Below are 18,239 nucleotides of genomic sequence, written 5' to 3'. Positions count from 1 at the left end.
TCAGAAGAGCGCGTAACGCGCGACGATCCACAGCATGCGCAGTTTCGGCTTGCTGACCTTCGTACGCGGAATGTCGAAACCGCGCTCGAGCGTGCGTTCGAGCAGCACGCGATAAACGCCCGACATGATGCGCGGTGCGCGCACGTGGCTGCGCGGCTCGCGGTCCATGATCGCGTCGGAGGCGGCGAAATGCTCCTTGGCGCGCTCGACGAGCGTGGCGCAGACGCGCGGCAGCGACGGATCGTCGGCGATCTGGGTCGGGCTCGTCACTGCAATACCTTCGCGCGCGAGCAATTCGTGCGGGAGGTAGCAGCGGTTAATGCCGGCGTCTTCGTCGATATCGCGCAGGATGTTGGTCAGTTGCAGCGCGCGGCCCAGATGGTGCGCGAGCAAACGGCCCGGCTCCTCCTGCATCCCGAATATCCTCACCGATAGACGGCCCGCCGCGCTCGCGACGCGGTCACAGTACAGGTCGAGCGTGGCTTCGTCGGGCGCGCAGATGTCGGCGGCGGCGTCCATCGCCATGCCGTCGATCATCGCGTAAAAATCTTCGCGTTGCAGGTGAAACGTATGGATGTGCCGCGTCAGCGCGCGCAAGGAAGCGCGCGGTGCGCCGGCGTAGCACGCGTCGATGTCGGCGCGCCAGCGCTCGAGTGCGGCGGCGCGTTCGGCGCGCGGCATGTCGCTGTCGGCGATATCGTCGACAGCGCGGCAGAAAGCGTAGACCTGATACATCGCGTCGCGCTGCGCGGCCGGCAGGATGCGCATCGCGAGATAGAACGAGCTGCCGGACGTAGCGGCAGCGGCGTCGATTTCTGTATCGTCCACGACAAGATTGGAAACAGCCAAGACGATCTCCGCTGGAGGCGCCCGCTGAAAGGCGTTCAAGAAGTTTTGTGTTTACTGCAAGGCAAGCGGCCCGCGCGCGCGGACACGCGCGAAACACCCGACTGGGATGCCGGAAACGGCGAAAAGTATAACAACCTTTGTGAGATGACGCAGTTTAGGGGCGAATAAGGGGCCGGAATGAGGGATGTGGCGCTTCGCGAGAAACGCTCAGGTAAACGCCACCGAGCGATTGCGCCCTTGCCGCTTGGCGCTATACAGCGCCGCGTCGGCTTCATTGATGAGCACGTCGTACGCCGGCACGCCGAGGCGCGCCGACGCACCACCGACGCTGGCCGTCACCGGCACGCTCGTGCCCTGTACGTCGACCGGCGTGTCGGCGATCGTGCAGCGAATTTTCTCCGCGACCCGCATGGCGTCTTCGAGCGGCGTACACGGCAACAGCAAGGCAAATTCCTCGCCACCGAAACGCCCGAAGGTGTCCTGCGCCCGCACCACCTCGACGACGCGCTGCGCCATCACGCGCAACACCGTATCGCCCACGCCGTGGCCGAACTGGTCGTTGATTTTCTTGAAGTGATCCAGATCGAACAGCAGCACGGACATCTCGCCGCCGTAGCGCTGCCAGCGCGTGAATTCGTCGCGCAGGCGCGCTTCGAAGTAACGCCGGTTGGCGATGCCCGTCAGACCGTCGCGGTCCGCGTATTCCTGCAGCTTGGCGACCGCCTCTTCACGCTCGCGCTGCACGATGCTGACATGCGTAACGTCGGAGATGGTCACGCACACGGCCACCACTTCGCGATCGCGCGTGAGCGGCATGAAGGTACAGTCCTGCTGCATGAAATCGACGCCGCCGGTAATCGGCCGGTCGTGATCGAACTTGAACAGGTACGGGCGCTGCTCCCACGAACTGAACGCGAAACTGCCGAGCTGAAACACGCTTTCGATCTTGCGCGACAGCCATACGCGCGGCAATTCCGGAAAGTGCGTGAAGAGCGATTTGCCGACCACCTGCTCCGGCGTCAAGCCGCTGTGATCCTGCATGAAGCGATTCCACATCAACACGGTCATGTTGCGATCGAGCACGAAAATGCCGAAACCGACGCGTTCGACCACCAGATCGCTCAACGACTCCGCGGACACATTCATAAGCTGGACAACAGCTCGTCGAGCGCCTCGTTCATATGGCGGATCGACTCTTCGGCCATCAGCATCACGAGGTGCGCGCGGAAACTCTGGTCCTCGAGCGCGAAATTGACTTCCACCAGCAGCGCGACTTCCCATTGCAGCACGCCGGGCTGGAACACTTCGTCGAGCGTCATCGCTTCGCCGAGCAGGCCCGGCGCGGAGAAAACCGGCGTGCGGCCGAGCTGGTCGAGAATGCACGAGACACATGCGCCCGTCAGCACGTTGGCGACGTCGAACACAAGTTCCTGCTGGCTCACCGCCTCATAGCTCGAGCGCGAATACGGATCGCTCACGAGCGAACACAACTGGTCGATGCTGTCACTGCGACAGATCACCAGCGCTTCGCCCTTGATGTCGGAGCGAAAGCCCTGGCGCACCGCGCTCACCGTGTCCTCGATCCCGGTCATCTCGCGCAGCGCCTCGGCCGCCTCGCTCACCTCCACCACCTTCACGCGCGGCACCGACAATTCGATGAACGCATCGAGCAGGCACGCGAGACGCGTCGCGGCCTGGCCCATCGCCAGATTGGCGACCTCTTGCAGCGCGTCGCGCTGGTCTTCGGTGAGGACTGGCTCAGACATACAACCCGTACTCCTTGAGGATGGGTAGTACCGCCTCGGGCGTCACGGGCTTGGCGATGAATGCGGCGGCGCCGAGCGCGCGCACGCGCGACTGGGCCATCGGCTGGACATCGGCGGAGACGACAATGACGAAAGTGTTCAGGTCCTCATGCTGCAATGCTTCCAGCACCTGATAGCCGGTCATGTCCGGCATCGTCAGGTCGAGGAACATCACCGACGCCTTGCCTTCGCGATACAGGCCGAGCGCTTCGCGCCCGTTCGTCGCGTAGGACACGTCGACATCCCAGTCCGGCGGCAATGCCTTGGTGAGCACCTTGCGGGCAAGCAATGAATCGTCGGCGATCACAATAGGCAAAGGCATGGGCGGGTCGGTAAGCGGAATTAGCTCTTGCGCGTTAACGGCGGGTGGAGGTGATTTCTTTAGCGCGCGGTCTGTCGACCGGCGCTCAAGGGGGCTGAAGCTTGCAAACGAGCGGGGAGCGCGCGCAGCGAGGCGCTTGCGACGGAAGCCGTGGGCGCGCATGGATGCGTGCGAGCACGGTGGACGACGGCTATGACCGGCATGTTCGAGCCTACCCCGTAGATGAATCCGCGCGGCTCCACGGATCGGGCTGGTCCCCTTGCCGCGCGGCTGTTTCCGCGAGCGCCTTCGGTCACGCGTTGTGCGCGTTGCCTGGCGGTCCTCGCGGCAGATGCATCCGAACATGGCGGACGCATTATTTATGATGACATCGATTTTCGAAGCAAATTGGCGGAAAGGCAACTCGCCAATTTCGCTTTGATTAAAGAGATTTTCCTATTAAGTACTATTTTTGAAAATGTTTCAGTAGATTTCGAAGTCTTTCTTTTGCATTTATACTTTTGTGTACGTTTGCGCTGCTCGATTTGTCACTGATTCAAACGGTCGACAAATCGGGGGCCGACCATTTGTCACAGTAACCAGTACGGCTGCTACATGTCTATGCTTTTCGTATGACGCCGATTCCCGGCCTTTTCGTCCAGAACGACCTTAGCGTTACCGACCATGACACCAGAACGGTTCGACCCGCCTGAAGCGAGCCGCCCTCCCGCCAGCCGCCAGGACGAGGCGCGGTTTCCAGCTGTACCGGAACAGAATTTCCACGTCCGGCGCATCACGCTGATCGCGCTGCTGATCGCAGCCATCGTGCTGCCTTGCGTGTACGTCGCGGCGATGGCGTTCAGCGATCTGCGCGCGCGCATGGCCGACGCGACCGACGTGACGCTGCGCACCGTGCGCGTGGCGGAAGAACACGCGCTGAAAGTGTTCGACATGAACGAGACGCTCGACTCGCGCATTGTCGATCTGACGCAAGGTCTGGACGACAGCGGCATTCGCGCTCAAGAAGGTGAGATTCACGAGAAGCTGCGCACGATGGGCGGCGGCTATCCTCAGGTGGCGGCCGTCTCGATCTTCGGCCGCGAGGGGGATCTGCTCGCCACCAGCCGTTTCTATCCTGCGCCGGTATTGTCGATTGCCGACCGCGACGATTTCACCGGCATTCGCGACGGCAAGGGTCTCGAGCATGTCTCAAAGGTCATGACGGGACATGTGGTGGGCGAACAGGTGTTCAACACGGGCGTGGAGCGGCTCGCAGCCGACGGCTCATTCGCCGGGGTGGTCTCGGTCGCACTGCGGCCCAGCTATTTCGATGCGTTCTACCGGGAACTGCTCGGCGGCAGCGACGGCACGCCGATGATCATGAGCCTCGTGCGCACCGACGGCGCGATCCTCGCACACTATCCACGCCGCCCGCGCGAGCCGCTGGCAACGGCGCCGCATTCACCACTGGCCGAAGCGCTGGCGCAAGGTCGGCGAGCCGGCGTCGTACGCATGCATTCCGACATCGACGACGACAACATGATCCTCGCGTTCCGGCGCATCGGCGCCTATCCGGTCTACGCGTTGTGCGGCTATCGCACCTCGGCGATCTGGGCCGCGTGGTACCGGCACCTGAGCGTACTGATCCTATCGATGTTCACGCCATCCATCGTGCTGTGGTGCGTGATCTGGCTGTCGCTGCGGCGCCTCGGCGCCGAAGAGGAGGCGTGGGAGCGCTGGCAGGCCGAAGCCTCGATGCGCCGCTCGATCGAATCCGCGTATCGCCAGTCGCGCAAGATGGAGGCGCTCGGCAACCTGGTCGGCAGTGTGGCGCACGATTTCAACAACCTGCTGATGATCGTCTCGGCCAACGTGCAGATCGCCCGGCGGCGCGGCACGCCGGGGCTCGACCGCGAATTGTCGGCGATGGAGCGGGCGCTCAAGGGCGGCCAGTCGCTCACCCGGCAACTGCTCGGCGTCGCGCGCAAGCAGCCGTTGCGCAACGAAACCCTGGCACTCGAGCGCTGGCTGCCAGCATGCCGCGAACTGCTGCGCGCATCGCTCGGCGCGAAGATTTCGCTGGTGATGGACATCGGCGTCGACATCTGGCCCATGCGGGTCGACGTCGCCGAGCTCGAACTGGCGCTGATCAACATCGCGGTGAACGCGCGCGACGCCATGCCCAATGGCGGCCGCTTCACGGTTCGAGTCGCCAATATCAATTTCCGCCACCAGGACGGCTTTCCGCTGACCGGCGATTTCGTGCAACTGTCGCTTGAAGATACCGGCGGAGGCATGCCGCCGGAAGTGCTCGCGCGCGCCTTCGAACCGCTTTTCACCACGAAGCCGAAAGGCATGGGCACCGGTCTCGGGCTGCCGCAGGTTTTCGCCTTCTGCGAGCGCTCCGGCGGCCTTGCCGCGATCGACAGCGCAATCGGCGCAGGCACCTCGGTGCGCCTCTATCTGCCGCGCGCCACAGCCGCCCCCGAAGCCGAACTGCCGGCTGAAACGGGCGTCGAGGAAAGCGGCACGCCGCACGGCTTGCGCATCCTGCTGGTCGAGGACAACGACGAAGTCGCCGCCGGGACCGAGGCCTTGTTGCAAATGATGGGCCACCAGGTCACGTGTGTATTCAACGCCGATACCGCGCTCTGCCTGTTCGACGACGCCCACGCGAGGCAGGCGCGCACCGGCGAGCCGCTGCCGTTCGACCTGGTGCTGTCGGACATCCACATGCCCGGCACGATGAACGGCATCGACCTGGCCGAAGCCGTGCAGGCTTTCGACACCCGGCTGCCGGTCATTCTGGTCACCGGCTACGCGGAAGAACTCGACCGTGCGCGGCATGTGAACGTGCGGGTGCTGTCGAAACCCTTCGATATCGCATTGCTGGAAGAGCTCCTGCAAGCGATCCAGCGCGAGCTCGCGCAAACGGGCGCCGATCCGGCTGCGGCGGCCCATCCGGCCGATTAACGCCGGACTTTTCAGCGTCGCCGCCAATTACCGGCGGTTGTAAAAGCGCGGCAGCGGAATGCCGCAGTTTCTACGTGACCACATTGGCGCAAGCGGCCAGCAGCGGGCGTGCGGACACGCCGTGCCGCCCCGGCATGATCGTTGCGATGTTTTTAGGGAAGGAGACCGACGCGTTCTTGCGCCGTTCGATCCACCTAAAACCGCCGGGAGACAGCCATGCGACATACCGTGATTGGTTTATTCGACACCTATTCTCAAGCCGAGGCCGCGCGCGACACGCTTGTACAGACCGGTTTTGCACGCGAAACGATCGAGTTGCAAGCGAATCCCGAACCCTCCGTCGACTCTGCAACCGACGAAGTCGCCGGTTCCGGTGTGCTCGCAAATATCGAGCGTTTCCTTTCGAGCCTGTTTGCGAGCGGCCCTCGCGCACCGGAAACGGCTCGCTACACGGAGGCCGTACGCCGCGGCGCCGTGCTGGTCTGTGTGAGCGCAGCCAGTGAATCGCATGCGGAACTCGCTCGCAATACCTTGACAAGGCTGGGCGCGACCGACATCGGCGAGCGCTCGGCCGATTGGGACACGCCGGCGGAATCGAGCCGCGATCATTCGATACTCGACGAACTCGGCATTGGCGCCGTGACACCAGGCACGCCGCATACGTCGAGCGTAGCGACGCCCGGCACGACGACGCCCAACGTGGCAACGCCGGCTTCAACCACGCGGCCTGCGACCCCGGCTGATCCGCTTTATCCGCCGCCGCTCATGGGCACCGACGCCGAACCGTTCGTCCCGCCGCCGCTGGCTGAGCGTCCGATGCGCGACCCGGTCAGCGAGCCGGTCACCGACCCGCTGGTTGGCGATGCGGGACGTACCGCGATAGCGGCCGGTTCGATGCCGGGATCGGGCGCGATCCTGCAGCCGTCGGAAGTCGTCTCCGAAGCGGGGCAGCCAACCGCGGGTTTAGGCGGCCAGATGCCGAACGAGTATCTGGAATACGAAGAGGATTTCCGCACGCACTACGACGAGCAATACGCGACCGAGAACGCACGCTATGAAGATTACGTGCCGGCCTATCGCTACGGCGCGGAGATCGGTCAGGACGCGCGTTATCGCGACCGGCCGTGGGACGACGTCGAGCCGGAAGCCCGGCGCCATTGGGAAACCACCTCGCCCGACAGCACGTGGGAGCGCTTCAAGCTCGCCGTACGTCATGGCTGGGAACGGGTGACGGGACACCATCACGTCTAAACAGGGGAGCGGCAGCGCCGGCGTGCCGTGAAGTTACGGCGACGTCGGCGTTTTCGGCCTGGATGGGTGCTCTGATTTGACCCGAATTGGCCGTCAGGCAGCGGTCTGACGTTTGACCCACGCGACGTAGCGGTCAACGAAGGTCTGCAAAAACTTGCGCGTGCCATCATTCACGATCTCGCCTTTCTCGTTGATGGCCGCCGGGTCGTGCTTGATGAACACTTCAGGCTGGCCAAGCGTGGCGACATCGAGGTATGCCAGCACGTTGCGCAGATGCTGTTGCGCCAGCGCCGTGCCGGTCGCGCCGAGCGAGGTGCCGAGCACGGCGCCGGGCTTGTTGCCCCACGAATTGGTGCCCCACGGCCGCGAGCCCCAGTCGAGCGCGTTCTTCAGGACGCCGGGCATGGAGCGGTTGTACTCGGGCGTGACGAACAGCAGGCCGTCTGCAGCTTCGACACGCTTCTTCAGGTGTTTGGCGACTTCGGGATAGTCGGCGTCGTAGTCCTGACTGTAGAGCGGCAACGAGCCGATATCGATAAACTCGAAGGTGAAGTCCGCGGGCGCGAGTGAAATCACGGCTTGCGCCAATTGGCGGTTGAACGACTCGCGGCGCAGGCTGCCGACGACCACTGCGATGTGATGGGCCATGGTTCGCTTCCTTGAGGTTAGGCGCTTGACGCGCTAAAGGGTACGAACTGTCCATCATAGGCAATAGCCGGGCGGTACGGCGACGGCGCGCACAAAAAGCGCCGACTTCCGGATGCGCGGTCCAGACCTCGAAAGTGGCTACCGGTGGATAACCCGGTAGCAACAAAAGTTATCCACAGATTCACTGAATAACCTTGTGGATAACTGGTACTTTTGCCTTGTCAATCAAGCATGCTTTCGGCCTAGGACGATTTGAGGCAACTGGACATTCTTCGCTGTCATTCCGGGACAGCGATGTCGCCATCCACGAGCTGCCAGCCGTATGTCTCGGCAAACACCTGAGCCGCATCCGCATTTTCAAAAAACGGCATGTCCGCGTGGCCCTGGAAGGGATAGATGACGCGCTCGTCGCTCAACCGGATCACTTTCAGCGTCGGCACCGTCCCGCTGGAGGTTCGACGCGACGACACCGCGACCTGATAGTTCGCGCGGCCCGTCAACGGCGTGGAATTCGCGCCCTGCGCGCGCCTGGAAATGTGGCTTGCCATCGGTGTGCGCATCAGAGTCCGGCGATCGACTCGCCGGCAACCATGCCGTCGATCACCCGCTCCGCGTAACTCGCCGATGCAATGCGTGCGTCGCCGGCCGCACCAAACGGAGAACGGCTCGGCACGCGAAATACACGGCTGCCGGTCAAGGTGTCGTCAGTGCCGCGCCGGCAGATTCGCACCGCGGCGTCGAAGCCCGAATCGTAGTGGCGGACGCCATCGGCAGAACGCGGCTGATGCGGATAAACCAGTGGATAAATCTCAAGGCCCCGGTAGCTTCTGATCGTATTGTTCATGGTAGTCGTCTCCGGTGAAGGATCTCGCTTGAAACGTGTCGCTGTGTGTTGGGCGTGACGCCGGGCGAGTCGCGGCGTTTCAGCGAACAAGGTGTTGGTCGGCGACGATGCGCGTCAGGAGCGGCGTCTGTGAGGCCACGCCGACGACACCGTCAAGCGAAGTAGAAGGAAAGGACCCCGTTCGATTCAGGGCGCTGTGATGAGAGGCTGATGCCTGAGGGACTGCGCAGGGCGCGCAGGAGAACTGCAAGCTGTTGGCTCACTGTAACACGTTAGAAGAGTGAGCATTAGGCGCATTTGCGCGCCAGGCGCGGGTGTTGCTTCGGAGTGCCGCGTATGGCGTACCGCTTTCAGTTTCTCGACGCTTGCATGCCGATGAAGTGGGTTCGCAGCCATGTTCTGCAGGTGCTTCACACGCGCGTCAAACGTGCGGGATTAAATGCAAAAAAGGGCGCCTTTATCGGCGCCCTTTCTTGATTTCGAGAACTAGTCTCGTCAGCAGACTTGTGCCGGACAGGTGTCCGACCGCGTCCGCCAGACGACTAGTTGCCGAAGAACACGTTGCAGTACGATGCCGGGCCGCTGCATTGGGCCGGAGCAGCAGCTTGAGCTGCCCCCGAAGCAGCAGCAAACAGGGCGACGGAAGCGATCAAGGCGGTAAGAATGCGTTTCATGGTGCTACTCCTCTTCGGCGTTTAGTTCGCGATCTGGTGCGATCGATGGAGTGGAGAGTAGCGATTCAGCGTCCGCCTAAAAATACCAAAGACAAGAAGATGTTTTTTCAAATAATGAAATAATCCAGACGCGTGTTTGCGGCGAGCCTGAGACGCACCTCTGCAGGTCTCGCACATGCGCCTGAAGTTACGGTTGGCCGCCGCAGCCTTGATTTCATTTTCCGCAATAATATTTTTTGCTGTCATAAAGCCCGTTGCGGCACGACCAAGGTCATCTGATCTTCGCTTGCTGGCGGGCACATGTTCAATACCAATTCGCTTGCGCTGGAACGTGCGGGAGAATGGCGCACCTGTCCGGGAACTGCGCGAGGAAACCCACCCGCCTATGAACCACAACGATCCAGAAGAAAACGCGCGGCAACCGCAAGCGCGGCGATGGAGCCTGCCATGGCGCAAGTAAGCGGGCCAGCGCTCGATGATCCCATTTACCTGACGCAACTGCGGCGCGACCTGTTGCGCTTCGCCCGTTTGCAACTGCGCGATGCCGCTGCCGCCGAAGACGCCGTCCAGGAGGCCCTGGCCGCCGCCTGGACACAAGCCGACCGGTTTGCCGCGCAATCGGAGCACAAGACGTGGGTGTTCGGCATCCTGCGCCACAAGCTCGTCGACACCTTGCGCGCACGGCAGCGCACGGTGAATCTGTCAGCGCTCGAATCCGAAATCGACGGCGAAACTCTGCTCGATCGCGAGCTCTTCAAGGACAACGGCCACTGGTCACGCGAGAGCAAGCCGCAACCATGGCCGACGCCGGAAGCCGCGCTGCGCCAGCAGCAATTCTGGACCTTGTTCGAGCTGTGTCTCGAACACCTGCCCGAGCACATCGGACGCGTGTTCATGATGCGCGAATTTCTCGATCTCGAAACCGAAGCGATCTGCGCTGAACTGCAGATGACCGCCAATCATTGCAGCGTACTGATCTACCGCGCGCGCCTGCGCTTGCGCACTTGCCTGAGCGAAAAGGGCCTATCCAGAGAGGATGCGAATGGGGAAGTGTAAGCACATCACGCGCCTGTTGTCGGACGCGCTCGACCGCCATTTGACGACTGGCGAATGGGTCGCTATCCGGCTGCATCTGCCGACTTGCAGCGGCTGCCGCAATTACCGCAAACAGATCCGTCTGCTGCGCGTGGCAGCGCGCACGATGAGCGGGGTAGCGACGCCGGGCGCGGGCGGTAGTGAGGATTGAGGCGGCATTTGGCGCGTCTGGCCGGACTTTAGGCCCGCTGTGCATCGAGCGGCGGCCAGGGTGGTGCGCTGCAATGGACGGCAGCGGTTGAACACCGCCTTGTGCCGGCGGCGCTTGTTAGCGCTCGCCGGGCGGCGTGTTCCGGTAGCGCTCGAAGAAGCTTGCGTGCATCGCTTCGTCGATGGAAACAGGATGCGCTTCGGCACGAGCCGGATGCTTGGCCAACAGCGCGCGGGTGCGGATCGGCCGATGCTGGAAATTACCGCCACAGTTCGGACACACGTTTCGCAGCGCGCTAAGCGCACACACTTCGCAGAAGGTGCATTCGTACGTGCAGATCATCGCGTCGGGCGCGTTCGGCGGCAGTGATTTGCCGCATCCTTCGCAGGACGGTCTCAGTTCAAGCATGGTGGCTCCGCGTCAGCAGGGAAGCGAGGCGCGGGACTGCGCCTCGTCTGTGTCGAAGCAGTGTAAGCGGATCGGGTCATGCGGAATTGACAGCCAGGCGTCAATTCCTGCCACCGTTTGCGATCCCTAGGCCAAGCTCAGGTCAACACGGTCCACAACGCGAACGTCAAGACGAGGCCGACGACGGATACGATCGTCTGCAGAACCGACCAGACCATCACCGTCTGCTTCAATTGCAACCCGAAGTACTCGCGCACCATCCAGAAACCGGCATCGTTCACGTGGCAGAAGAACACGGAACCTGCGCCGATCGCGAGCGCCATCAGCGAATTGTGAGTCGCGCTGAGGCCCGCGACGACCGGCGCGACGATACCGGCGGTCGTAGTGGTCGCAACCGTCGCGGAGCCTGTCGCCTGTCGCAGCGCGACGGCGATCAGCCACGCCAGCAGAATCAGCGGCATGTGCGCGCCGACTGCGATCTTGCCGATCGTCGTGCTGATGCCGGCCACCACGAGCGCCTGCTTGAGGCCACCGCCTGCGCCGATGGTCAGCAGCAACGCAGCGATCGGCGGCAAGCTCTTGCGCAGAATGCCGCCGACCCGGTCGCGTGCCATGCCGCGCGACCAGCCCAGCGCCACCACTGCGAAAAGTACGGTGAGGCCGAGCGCGACCAACGGCTCACCCAGAAAATTGAGCGCGTTGAACAGAAAGGTCTCGGGTTGAAGCAGAAGTTTGGCGACCGTGCGGCCCAGCATCAGCACGACCGGCAACAGGATCGTGATGAGCGAAATTGCGAAACTCGGCGGCTCGCCGGTGCTTTGTTGCGCGGTGAAAAGCTTGCCCATTTCGTCCGGCTCGACCACATGCATCCGCTTCGACAACCAGATGCCATAGACCGGTCCCGCCAGAATGACCGCCGGAATCGCGACGATCAGGCCGAGACCGAGCGTAAGGCCGAGATCGGCATGCAACGCGCTCACGGCGATCAGCGGACCCGGATGCGGCGGCAACAGGGCGTGCAGCGTGGTCATGCCGGCGAGCGCGGGAATCGCAATCCGCAGGATCGGCTGCTGCGAACGGCGCGCCATCACGAAGATGATCGGCACCATCATCACCAGGCCGACTTCAAAGAAGAGCGGCAGGCCGACGATGATTGCCACCAGCGCCATCATCCACGGCAGCGTGCGCGGCGTGGAATGTTTGAGGATGGTTGAGACGAGCCGGTCGGCGGCGCCCGATTCGGCCATGAGCGCACCGAGCATCGCCCCGAGCGCGATGATGATGCCGACGTCGCCGAGCAACGCACCCGCGCCTTTGCTGAAAGCGCTGGCTACGGCTTCCAGCGGCAGGCCGGCCGAGAAGCCCGCCGCGAACGTGCCGACCAGAATCGACAGAAACGGCGCGAGCTTCAGCACGCTGATGAAAACGATGATCAGTGCGAGCCCGAGCACGCACGACAAAATCAGTTGAGTGTCGTGGGATGACCACGGCGCGAGTGTTGTCGTCAGATGCACGATGTCCCTTTTTCCGATTGACGCAGCCGCGACTGCGCGCGGATGACGGATTGTAGCGGGGCAAGGTGATTTGACGCAGTCAGACACGCAGAGCGGTACCTCTGAGGTGTCCCGTCCCTCCAGCGTGATTTGCTTATGCGAATTTATCGGTTCGTCCAGGCTTGCAGACGAATTATCGTCGAAGCTAATCGGTCCGTTTCGCGTCCGTCTTTTTAACGAGCACTTTTATGTCCCGTCATCCGTTGCTCACGCGCCGCGCGTTTATCGCCGGCGTGGGCGCCTCGCTGGCCGCCGCGGCCTTGCCCGTTGTCTCCTCGTCAGTCTTCGCCGCGGATGCGCATGCGAAGGAATTTCGCATCGGTTATCAGAAAGCGGCCAATACGCTCGTCTTGCTGAAGGCGCACGGCACGCTCGAAAAGCAGCTCGCACCGCTTGGCATCACGGTCAAATGGACTGAGTTTCCCGCCGGCCCGCAGTTGCTCGAAGGATTGAATGTCGGCGCGATCGACTTCGGTTATGTCGGCGAGGCGCCGCCGGTGTTCGCGCAGGCGGCCGGCGCGAATTTTGTCTATACCGCGTATGAAATTCCGACGCCGCATGCTGAAGGGATCCTCGTGCATCAGGACGCGCCGATCAAAACGCTCGCCGATCTGAAGGGCAAAAAGATCGCGTTCAATAAAGGTTCGGACGTTCACTGGTTTCTGGTCGCCGCATTGCAGAAGAGTGGCGTGAAATACAGCGACATCCAACCCGTTTTTCTGGCGCCCGCCGATGCGCGTGCGGCCTTCGAACGCGGTGCGATCGACGCATGGGCGATCTGGGACCCGTTCCTCGAGGCAGCAAAACGCCAGTCGAATGCCCGCTTGCTCGCCGACGCCGAAGGTATCGTCAGTCACCATCAGTTCTTCCTGAGCGCGCGGCCGTTTGCGGAGAAAAACGGTGACGTGCTCGCGATCGTGATGGATGCGGTGAGTAAAGAGGGCGAGTGGGTACGCGGGCATTACAGCGAAGCAGCCGCTCAACTCGCGCCGATTCAGGGCCTCGACGCAGCCGTGATCGAAGCGGGTTTGCGGCACTACGCGCACATCTACAAGCCCATCGATGCGAACGTGCTTGCAGAACAGCAACGTATTGCCGATACATTCAGCGATCTGCGCATCATCCCGACAAAGATCGTGACGAAGGACGCTGCATTGCCTGCCAAGGCCTAGGTCGCTTGGGCTCAGGTCACGTAGACCTCGATGTTTCGACGTCTAGGCGAACAGCACTTTGACATTTTCCGGCGGACGGCCAATCACGGCCCGCCCGTTTCGCACGACGATCGGTCGTTGCAGAAGGATGGGGTGCTTTGCCAATGCTTCGTATAACTGAGCGTCGCTCAGCGAGGTGTCGGAGAGGCCGAGTGCTTTGTATTCGGCTTCGGTGTCGCGGATCATCTCGCGGACTGTGCAGCCTAGCTGCGCGTTGAGTTGCTGCAACTGCGTGACCGTGAGTGGTTGCTTCAGGTATTCGATGATTTCCGTTGGGTCGTTGGCGCTGTTGTAGGCGGCGGCGATCAGGTCGCAGGTAGCTCGCGATTTTGAACAACGGGGGTTGTGATAGATGGTGATCATGGTTTGTTGGGGTGAGCGTTGCTTGGGTTGGGATGCAGGGTGTTTTTTCGTGGGGGATTTTAGCGGGTGCTGGGAGTTGGGTGGAGCTACCGGGCCGGCAGATGGAACGATTGGGTTTGTTGAGGCAGGAACGTGGCGTTGCCTGTTGGTGATGGGGTCGTTCGGTTTATGCGCATAAAGCGCCTGCCGGAAGTTGTTGTCACGTGTCTTGGGGCGACTTGGGCGGCTGTTTCGACTCATATCGTTTGATCCCCCCGCCGGGTATACATGACCGAGATGCTTCGCCCAGTGCCAGTGCCAGTGCCAGTGCCAGTGCCAGTGCCAGTGCCAGTGCCAGTGCCAGTGCCAGTGCCGTGCCGTGCCGTGCCGTGCCGTGCCGTGCCGTGCCGTGCCGTGCCGTGCCGTGCCGTGCCGTGCCGTGCCGACAGGATCATGCATCGAACCGCACGGTCAGATCCCAACGGCGGCGGGCGCTCCATGCGTCAGTAACGCCCGAGGAGTTTATGCGCATAAAGGGGGCTGCGCGTGACGGCTCGAGGGGCACGATCGTGGGATGGATATGCCTCGAAGTCGCCAGCGGTTGGGCCAAACAAAAGCGATGCAATGCGGCAAGGTCAACCCAGGACAAACGGGACAGCGTCGAATCCGAGACGGCCGAACGCAACACGAGCGATACCCGAAGGCATAGCTTCACATCGCGCGGAGCCTGTAACCGCCTCCCCCTTTCGATACCCCACAGCGTCTGACATCTTCCAGGCGCCGCAAACCTATTGCCGTTGATACTCGCGTCAAAGCCGCTGCGCTTTCGCTCAGTCACACCGCACCCTTTATGCGCATAAACCTATCCCGTTCGGCTAATTCTTCTCGCGTTTACACAAAAACGATTGAAATGCGAATTCATCCAGGTAAAATCCTTTTGCGTCTAAAAAGAGGAGGTGAAGATTGGCAGCAGAAATCATCGCGGTAACTCAGCAGAAGGGTGGGGTCGGGAAGAGCACAATCGCGATGCACCTCGGGGCTGCGTTCCATGAAAAAGGCAAACGCGTCCTCGTCGTAGACGCAGATGGTCAAAACACCTTGGTCCATTGGGCCAGTGCATCATCAGACGGCGAAACCGGCATTCCCTTCCCGGTCGTCAACCTCTCCGAAGCCGGCAGCCAGATCCATCGCGAGATCAAGAAATTCGTGGCTGACTACGACATCATCGTCGTCGACTGCCCCCCCTCCATCACCGAGAAAGTGTCCGGAGTCGTGTTGCTCGCGGCGAGCGTCGCGATCATGCCAACGTCGTCGTCGCCCGCCGACTATTGGTCGAGCGTCGGACTGGTGAAACTCGTGCAGCAGGCCCAGGTCATGAACGAGGATCTGCGCGCCGTCTTTCTGCTGAATAAGACCGAAGAGAAACGGATGCTGACGCGCGAACTGAAGCGTGCGTTGGAAGAGCTCGGTTTCCCACTGCTCAAGACCCAGATCCCGACGCGGGAAGCCTACAAGCAGGCAATGGCCTTAGGACAGACAGTGCTTCAGATGAACGATCGCGGCGCCAAGCTCGCCGCCATCGAAGTCCGGGCGTGCGCCAACGAGATCGCAGCCCTGCTCCCCTGAATTTATGCGCATAAAGGACCCTGAATGAAACCCTCCCAATTCGCCAAAGGCTTTCAAGCACGTCCTGATACGACTAGCAGCGAAAAGCGAACCGCTCTCGACCGCCTGAACGCGATCGACGGTTTGGTCAAGAATGGCGCCCCGACTGGCGATGGACCGAACCGCGTCATCCAGCCGATCCTCTCCCAGGACGTCGCGGAAGTCGAAGCGGCGGATGTCGCCAATGAGTCAGCGGCTTACCGTGCCTGGCGGATCGAACACGCTTACCGGCCCGGCCAGGTCATCGAGCTCGCGCTCAAGACGATCAAACCGAGCCCGTTCAATCCGCGCCATTTCTATCTGAAGGCATCGATTGCCGAGCTTGCCGTCAATCTGGCGAAGCAGGGCCAGCAGCAGGCAATTCACGTCATTCCCGATTACGACAACCCCGGCACCTACTTCGTCAGCGACGGCGGCCGGCGTGTCCGGGCGCTTAAAGAAGCGAACAAGGAATCGGTGAAGGCGATCGTCATCGATCTGCCGATCGGCATCCAAAGCTATAAGCTTGGCTACGACCTCAACGTCCAGCGCGATTCGCAGACCGTGTTCGACAACGCAATTGTCTGGAAACGCTTTCTCGACGATCGGCATTTCCAGAGCCAGAAGGAGCTCGCCGAACACCTCGGACTGGACGAGTCGACCGTCGCGGTCGCCCTATCGATTGCGAAGCTACCCGAGGCGGTGATGCATGAGATGGTCGCAAGGCCTGACCGCTTTGGTTCGAACATGGCGTATCAGGTGGGCCGCTATCACACTGCCCGCGGCGCCGACGCTACGCTGCGCCTGATCAACAAAATCCTCTCGGACGACCTGAGCACGCGACAGGTTGCGGACATCGTCAAGGGCAGAGCAAGCGCGCAGGAAAGCACCAAGCCGGCGGGTCGGCAGCGCTATGCGCAGCGTCTGGAAATCAAGCTCGGCGGCGTCTCGGTCGGCGATCTGAAATCGTATGGCGACGATCGAATCGAACTGCGCCTGAAGGGTCTCACACGTGAAAAGCGTGACGACATTCTTCGTCAGATTGAAAAGATGCTGAAGTAACGAAGGGAAATCGCCTGCAGAAAAAGAAACGGCGGCACACGAGAGTGGCCGCCGTTTTTCTTGATGCGATCTTGATGATTACGCCGCGCGCGATTGGCTCAGCGTGAAGGCGAGCAGGTCGCCATCGGTGGGTTCGCCCCAGGTTTTGCGAGCCAGCCAATCGAAAAACGCCGTTTCGACGATCTTCGAGTCCAGTCCACGACGGCGCCAGTCGTCACGCATGTGTGTGCCGAGATCCGGTAACACGTCTTCCTCAAACGATTTCCGCGCGATCTCCCGCTCGGACTCACCTTGCTCGTCGTAAAGCTCGCGCGCTTCCTTGCGGCGGACCGCCGAGTACTCGCCAAGCAGACGCGCTTTCAGGTCGTCCGCCGGCGCAGCCACCGCGGCTTTGCCGCCGCTACCGGACGCCAGCGCCTCGACCGGCGGTGCATAGCCCTTCTTCAACGCATCCTTGAACAGAGCCGGCGCGCTACGCACAGCGGGCAACGACGTGCTGCGCATGCGTTGCTCGGTCATCTGCAGCGCCGCGCGAATTCGGTTTTCTTCGCTATCGGCGTACAGTGTTTGCGCTTCTTTCAGCGGAATGCCGATCTTCACCATCCGGTCGACCAAGGTGCTGTCGAACACATTCGGGTGTTCGTCGAGCGCAAGCATGGGCTGCTTGCGCTCGGTCACGCGGAACTGGATCTCAGCGACCCGCCGCCCTTCGCGGTGCTCGATCAACTCGACGAAGATGTTGGTGACCGCATTTACTTCGGCGATGGCCGGGCGCAGGTAATCGCGCTTGAAGTACTTGTATTCCCGCTTCGCCTCATCACCCGCTTCGGTGTCTGGCGTGCCGGAGAGAATAGGACGCCACCATTCCCATGTTTCGCGCATCGTCAGATGGCTCGGGTTGGTCAGGTAGCGAACGCAAATCTCGTAAAGTGCGAGCCCCGCGCTACTGCGCAACTGGCTCTGGAACTGCAGACTCAACCGCGCATACTGAACCGGATCGAGCAGCTTCTTTTTGATCTTCGGCGCAAACGAGAACTCCACCCACACGCGGCGGGTGGTGGGATCTTCGAGAATTTCCGCGTCGGCAATCAGCGTGGAAATACCCCATTTTCGGCCCGGCTTCTGGCTGGACGTGCCGGTACTCCATTCGACCTGCACTGACACCATGCGCCGCAGGTGCTCTTTCACGAGCGCCGTATCGTTCGAATCGAATGCGGAATTGGCGACGATGTCGGACAGCAAGGCCCGATAGGTATCACCGGACTCGTCAGCTTGCTGAGCAACGGCAAGGAGAACGTTGAACAGCTTACGGGTGAGGAGCGTGATCTTGCCGCTCTTGGGCTGGATGGCGATCGCCTCGACGGCCTTGCGTAATTCGGCCGAGCTCGGGCTGACTACATCTGTCTTCTTCGCGCGCTTCGTGGCCAT

General features: G+C 61.8%; 20 protein-coding genes. 8 read left to right on the top strand and 12 right to left on the bottom strand.

The annotated features are described in order from the left end of the window. The 4 genes from hpnD to PQQ86_RS19840 form a co-directional block, all read right to left on the bottom strand. Nucleotides 1-849: a presqualene diphosphate synthase HpnD gene (gene hpnD, locus PQQ86_RS19855; protein WP_408270489.1), complete on the bottom strand. Its 849-nt coding sequence runs from the start codon at nt 847-849 to the stop codon at nt 1-3. Between the two features lie 207 nt (nt 850-1,056). After that, nucleotides 1,057-1,995 carry a sensor domain-containing diguanylate cyclase gene (locus PQQ86_RS19850; protein WP_408270486.1) on the bottom strand — a complete coding sequence of 313 codons (939 nt, stop codon included), beginning with the start codon at nt 1,993-1,995 and terminating at the stop codon, nt 1,057-1,059. Beyond that, nucleotides 1,992-2,615 (bottom strand): chemotaxis protein CheC, encoded by a 624-nt coding sequence (locus PQQ86_RS19845; protein ID WP_408270484.1) that lies wholly within the window; start codon nt 2,613-2,615, stop codon nt 1,992-1,994. The genes PQQ86_RS19850 and PQQ86_RS19845 overlap by 4 nt, the downstream gene beginning before the upstream one ends. Next, nucleotides 2,608-2,976, bottom strand: coding sequence for a response regulator (locus tag PQQ86_RS19840; RefSeq protein ID WP_028195969.1), 369 nt, complete (start codon nt 2,974-2,976; stop codon nt 2,608-2,610). Before PQQ86_RS19840 ends, PQQ86_RS19845 begins: the two co-directional genes overlap by 8 nt. Nucleotides 2,977-3,198: 222 nt before the next feature. Here PQQ86_RS19840 and PQQ86_RS19835 point away from each other — a divergent pair, with 222 nt between their 5' ends. From PQQ86_RS19835 to PQQ86_RS19825, 3 genes are all read left to right on the top strand, one after another. Then, nucleotides 3,199-3,510: a hypothetical protein gene (locus PQQ86_RS19835; RefSeq protein ID WP_408270481.1), complete on the top strand. Its 312-nt coding sequence runs from the start codon at nt 3,199-3,201 to the stop codon at nt 3,508-3,510. Between the two features lie 129 nt (nt 3,511-3,639). Continuing rightward, entirely contained in the window at nt 3,640-5,928 is a 2,289-nt protein-coding gene (locus PQQ86_RS19830) for a hybrid sensor histidine kinase/response regulator family protein (protein WP_408270478.1), read from the top strand. A 216-nt stretch (nt 5,929-6,144) separates the two neighbouring features. Beyond that, nucleotides 6,145-7,179, top strand: a complete 1,035-nt coding sequence (locus PQQ86_RS19825; RefSeq protein ID WP_408270476.1) for a hypothetical protein — start codon at nt 6,145-6,147, stop codon at nt 7,177-7,179. A gap of 93 nt (nt 7,180-7,272) precedes the next feature. On the opposite strand, the gene PQQ86_RS19820 is transcribed toward PQQ86_RS19825, so the two are convergent. The 4 genes from PQQ86_RS19820 to PQQ86_RS19805 form a co-directional block, all read right to left on the bottom strand. Then, a complete protein-coding gene (locus tag PQQ86_RS19820; protein ID WP_093634330.1) occupies nt 7,273-7,827 on the bottom strand; it encodes an NADPH-dependent FMN reductase in 555 nt (184 codons plus the stop codon). Nucleotides 7,828-8,105: 278 nt separating this feature from the next. Then, nucleotides 8,106-8,375, bottom strand: coding sequence for a DUF6723 family protein (locus PQQ86_RS19815; RefSeq protein ID WP_408270472.1), 270 nt, complete (start codon nt 8,373-8,375; stop codon nt 8,106-8,108). 11 nt (nt 8,376-8,386) lie between these two features. After that, entirely contained in the window at nt 8,387-8,671 is a 285-nt protein-coding gene (locus PQQ86_RS19810; protein WP_408270470.1) for a hypothetical protein, read from the bottom strand. 542 nt (nt 8,672-9,213) lie between these two features. Beyond that, complete coding sequence (locus PQQ86_RS19805) at nt 9,214-9,345, bottom strand: hypothetical protein (RefSeq protein WP_257021004.1); 132 nt, start codon at nt 9,343-9,345, stop codon at nt 9,214-9,216. 447 nt (nt 9,346-9,792) lie between these two features. Between PQQ86_RS19805 and PQQ86_RS19800 the strand changes: the two genes are divergently transcribed. Together PQQ86_RS19800 and PQQ86_RS19795 are read left to right on the top strand one after the other, a co-directional pair. After that, nucleotides 9,793-10,401 carry an RNA polymerase factor sigma-70 gene (locus PQQ86_RS19800; protein WP_408270467.1) on the top strand — a complete coding sequence of 203 codons (609 nt, stop codon included), beginning with the start codon at nt 9,793-9,795 and terminating at the stop codon, nt 10,399-10,401. Further along, nucleotides 10,388-10,591 (top strand): zf-HC2 domain-containing protein, encoded by a 204-nt coding sequence (locus tag PQQ86_RS19795; RefSeq protein WP_408270465.1) that lies wholly within the window; start codon nt 10,388-10,390, stop codon nt 10,589-10,591. The genes PQQ86_RS19800 and PQQ86_RS19795 overlap by 14 nt, the downstream gene beginning before the upstream one ends. A gap of 117 nt (nt 10,592-10,708) precedes the next feature. On the opposite strand, the gene PQQ86_RS19790 is transcribed toward PQQ86_RS19795, so the two are convergent. Beyond that, nucleotides 10,709-10,999: a DUF1272 domain-containing protein gene (locus tag PQQ86_RS19790; protein ID WP_408270462.1), complete on the bottom strand. Its 291-nt coding sequence runs from the start codon at nt 10,997-10,999 to the stop codon at nt 10,709-10,711. A gap of 137 nt (nt 11,000-11,136) precedes the next feature. Further along, nucleotides 11,137-12,513, bottom strand: a complete 1,377-nt coding sequence (locus PQQ86_RS19785; protein ID WP_408270458.1) for a GntT/GntP/DsdX family permease — start codon at nt 12,511-12,513, stop codon at nt 11,137-11,139. A gap of 227 nt (nt 12,514-12,740) precedes the next feature. Here PQQ86_RS19785 and PQQ86_RS19780 point away from each other — a divergent pair, with 227 nt between their 5' ends. Then, nucleotides 12,741-13,724 (top strand): sulfonate ABC transporter substrate-binding protein, encoded by a 984-nt coding sequence (locus tag PQQ86_RS19780; RefSeq protein WP_408270455.1) that lies wholly within the window; start codon nt 12,741-12,743, stop codon nt 13,722-13,724. Nucleotides 13,725-13,766: 42 nt separating this feature from the next. Here the strand turns inward: PQQ86_RS19780 and arsC are convergent, their stop codons facing one another. Then, entirely contained in the window at nt 13,767-14,126 is a 360-nt protein-coding gene (gene arsC / locus PQQ86_RS19775; protein WP_408270453.1) for an arsenate reductase (glutaredoxin), read from the bottom strand. 942 nt (nt 14,127-15,068) lie between these two features. On the opposite strand from arsC, the gene parA reads away from it, so the two are divergent. Beyond that, nucleotides 15,069-15,731, top strand: coding sequence for a ParA family partition ATPase (gene parA / locus PQQ86_RS19770; RefSeq protein ID WP_054034704.1), 663 nt, complete (start codon nt 15,069-15,071; stop codon nt 15,729-15,731). Nucleotides 15,732-15,755: 24 nt separating this feature from the next. After that, nucleotides 15,756-16,811 (top strand): ParB/RepB/Spo0J family partition protein, encoded by a 1,056-nt coding sequence (locus PQQ86_RS19765; protein WP_408270450.1) that lies wholly within the window; start codon nt 15,756-15,758, stop codon nt 16,809-16,811. Between the two features lie 78 nt (nt 16,812-16,889). On the opposite strand, the gene PQQ86_RS19760 is transcribed toward PQQ86_RS19765, so the two are convergent. Continuing rightward, the coding region (locus PQQ86_RS19760; RefSeq protein ID WP_408270447.1) for a replication initiation protein at nt 16,890-18,239 on the bottom strand (1,350 nt) is incomplete at its 5' end.

The organism is Paraburkholderia sediminicola (assembly GCF_046026675.1).
Lineage (GTDB): Bacteria > Pseudomonadota > Gammaproteobacteria > Burkholderiales > Burkholderiaceae > Paraburkholderia > Paraburkholderia sediminicola_F.
Note: the sequence above shows the minus strand (reverse complement) of the source record. Positions and strands in the feature narration are given on the sequence as shown.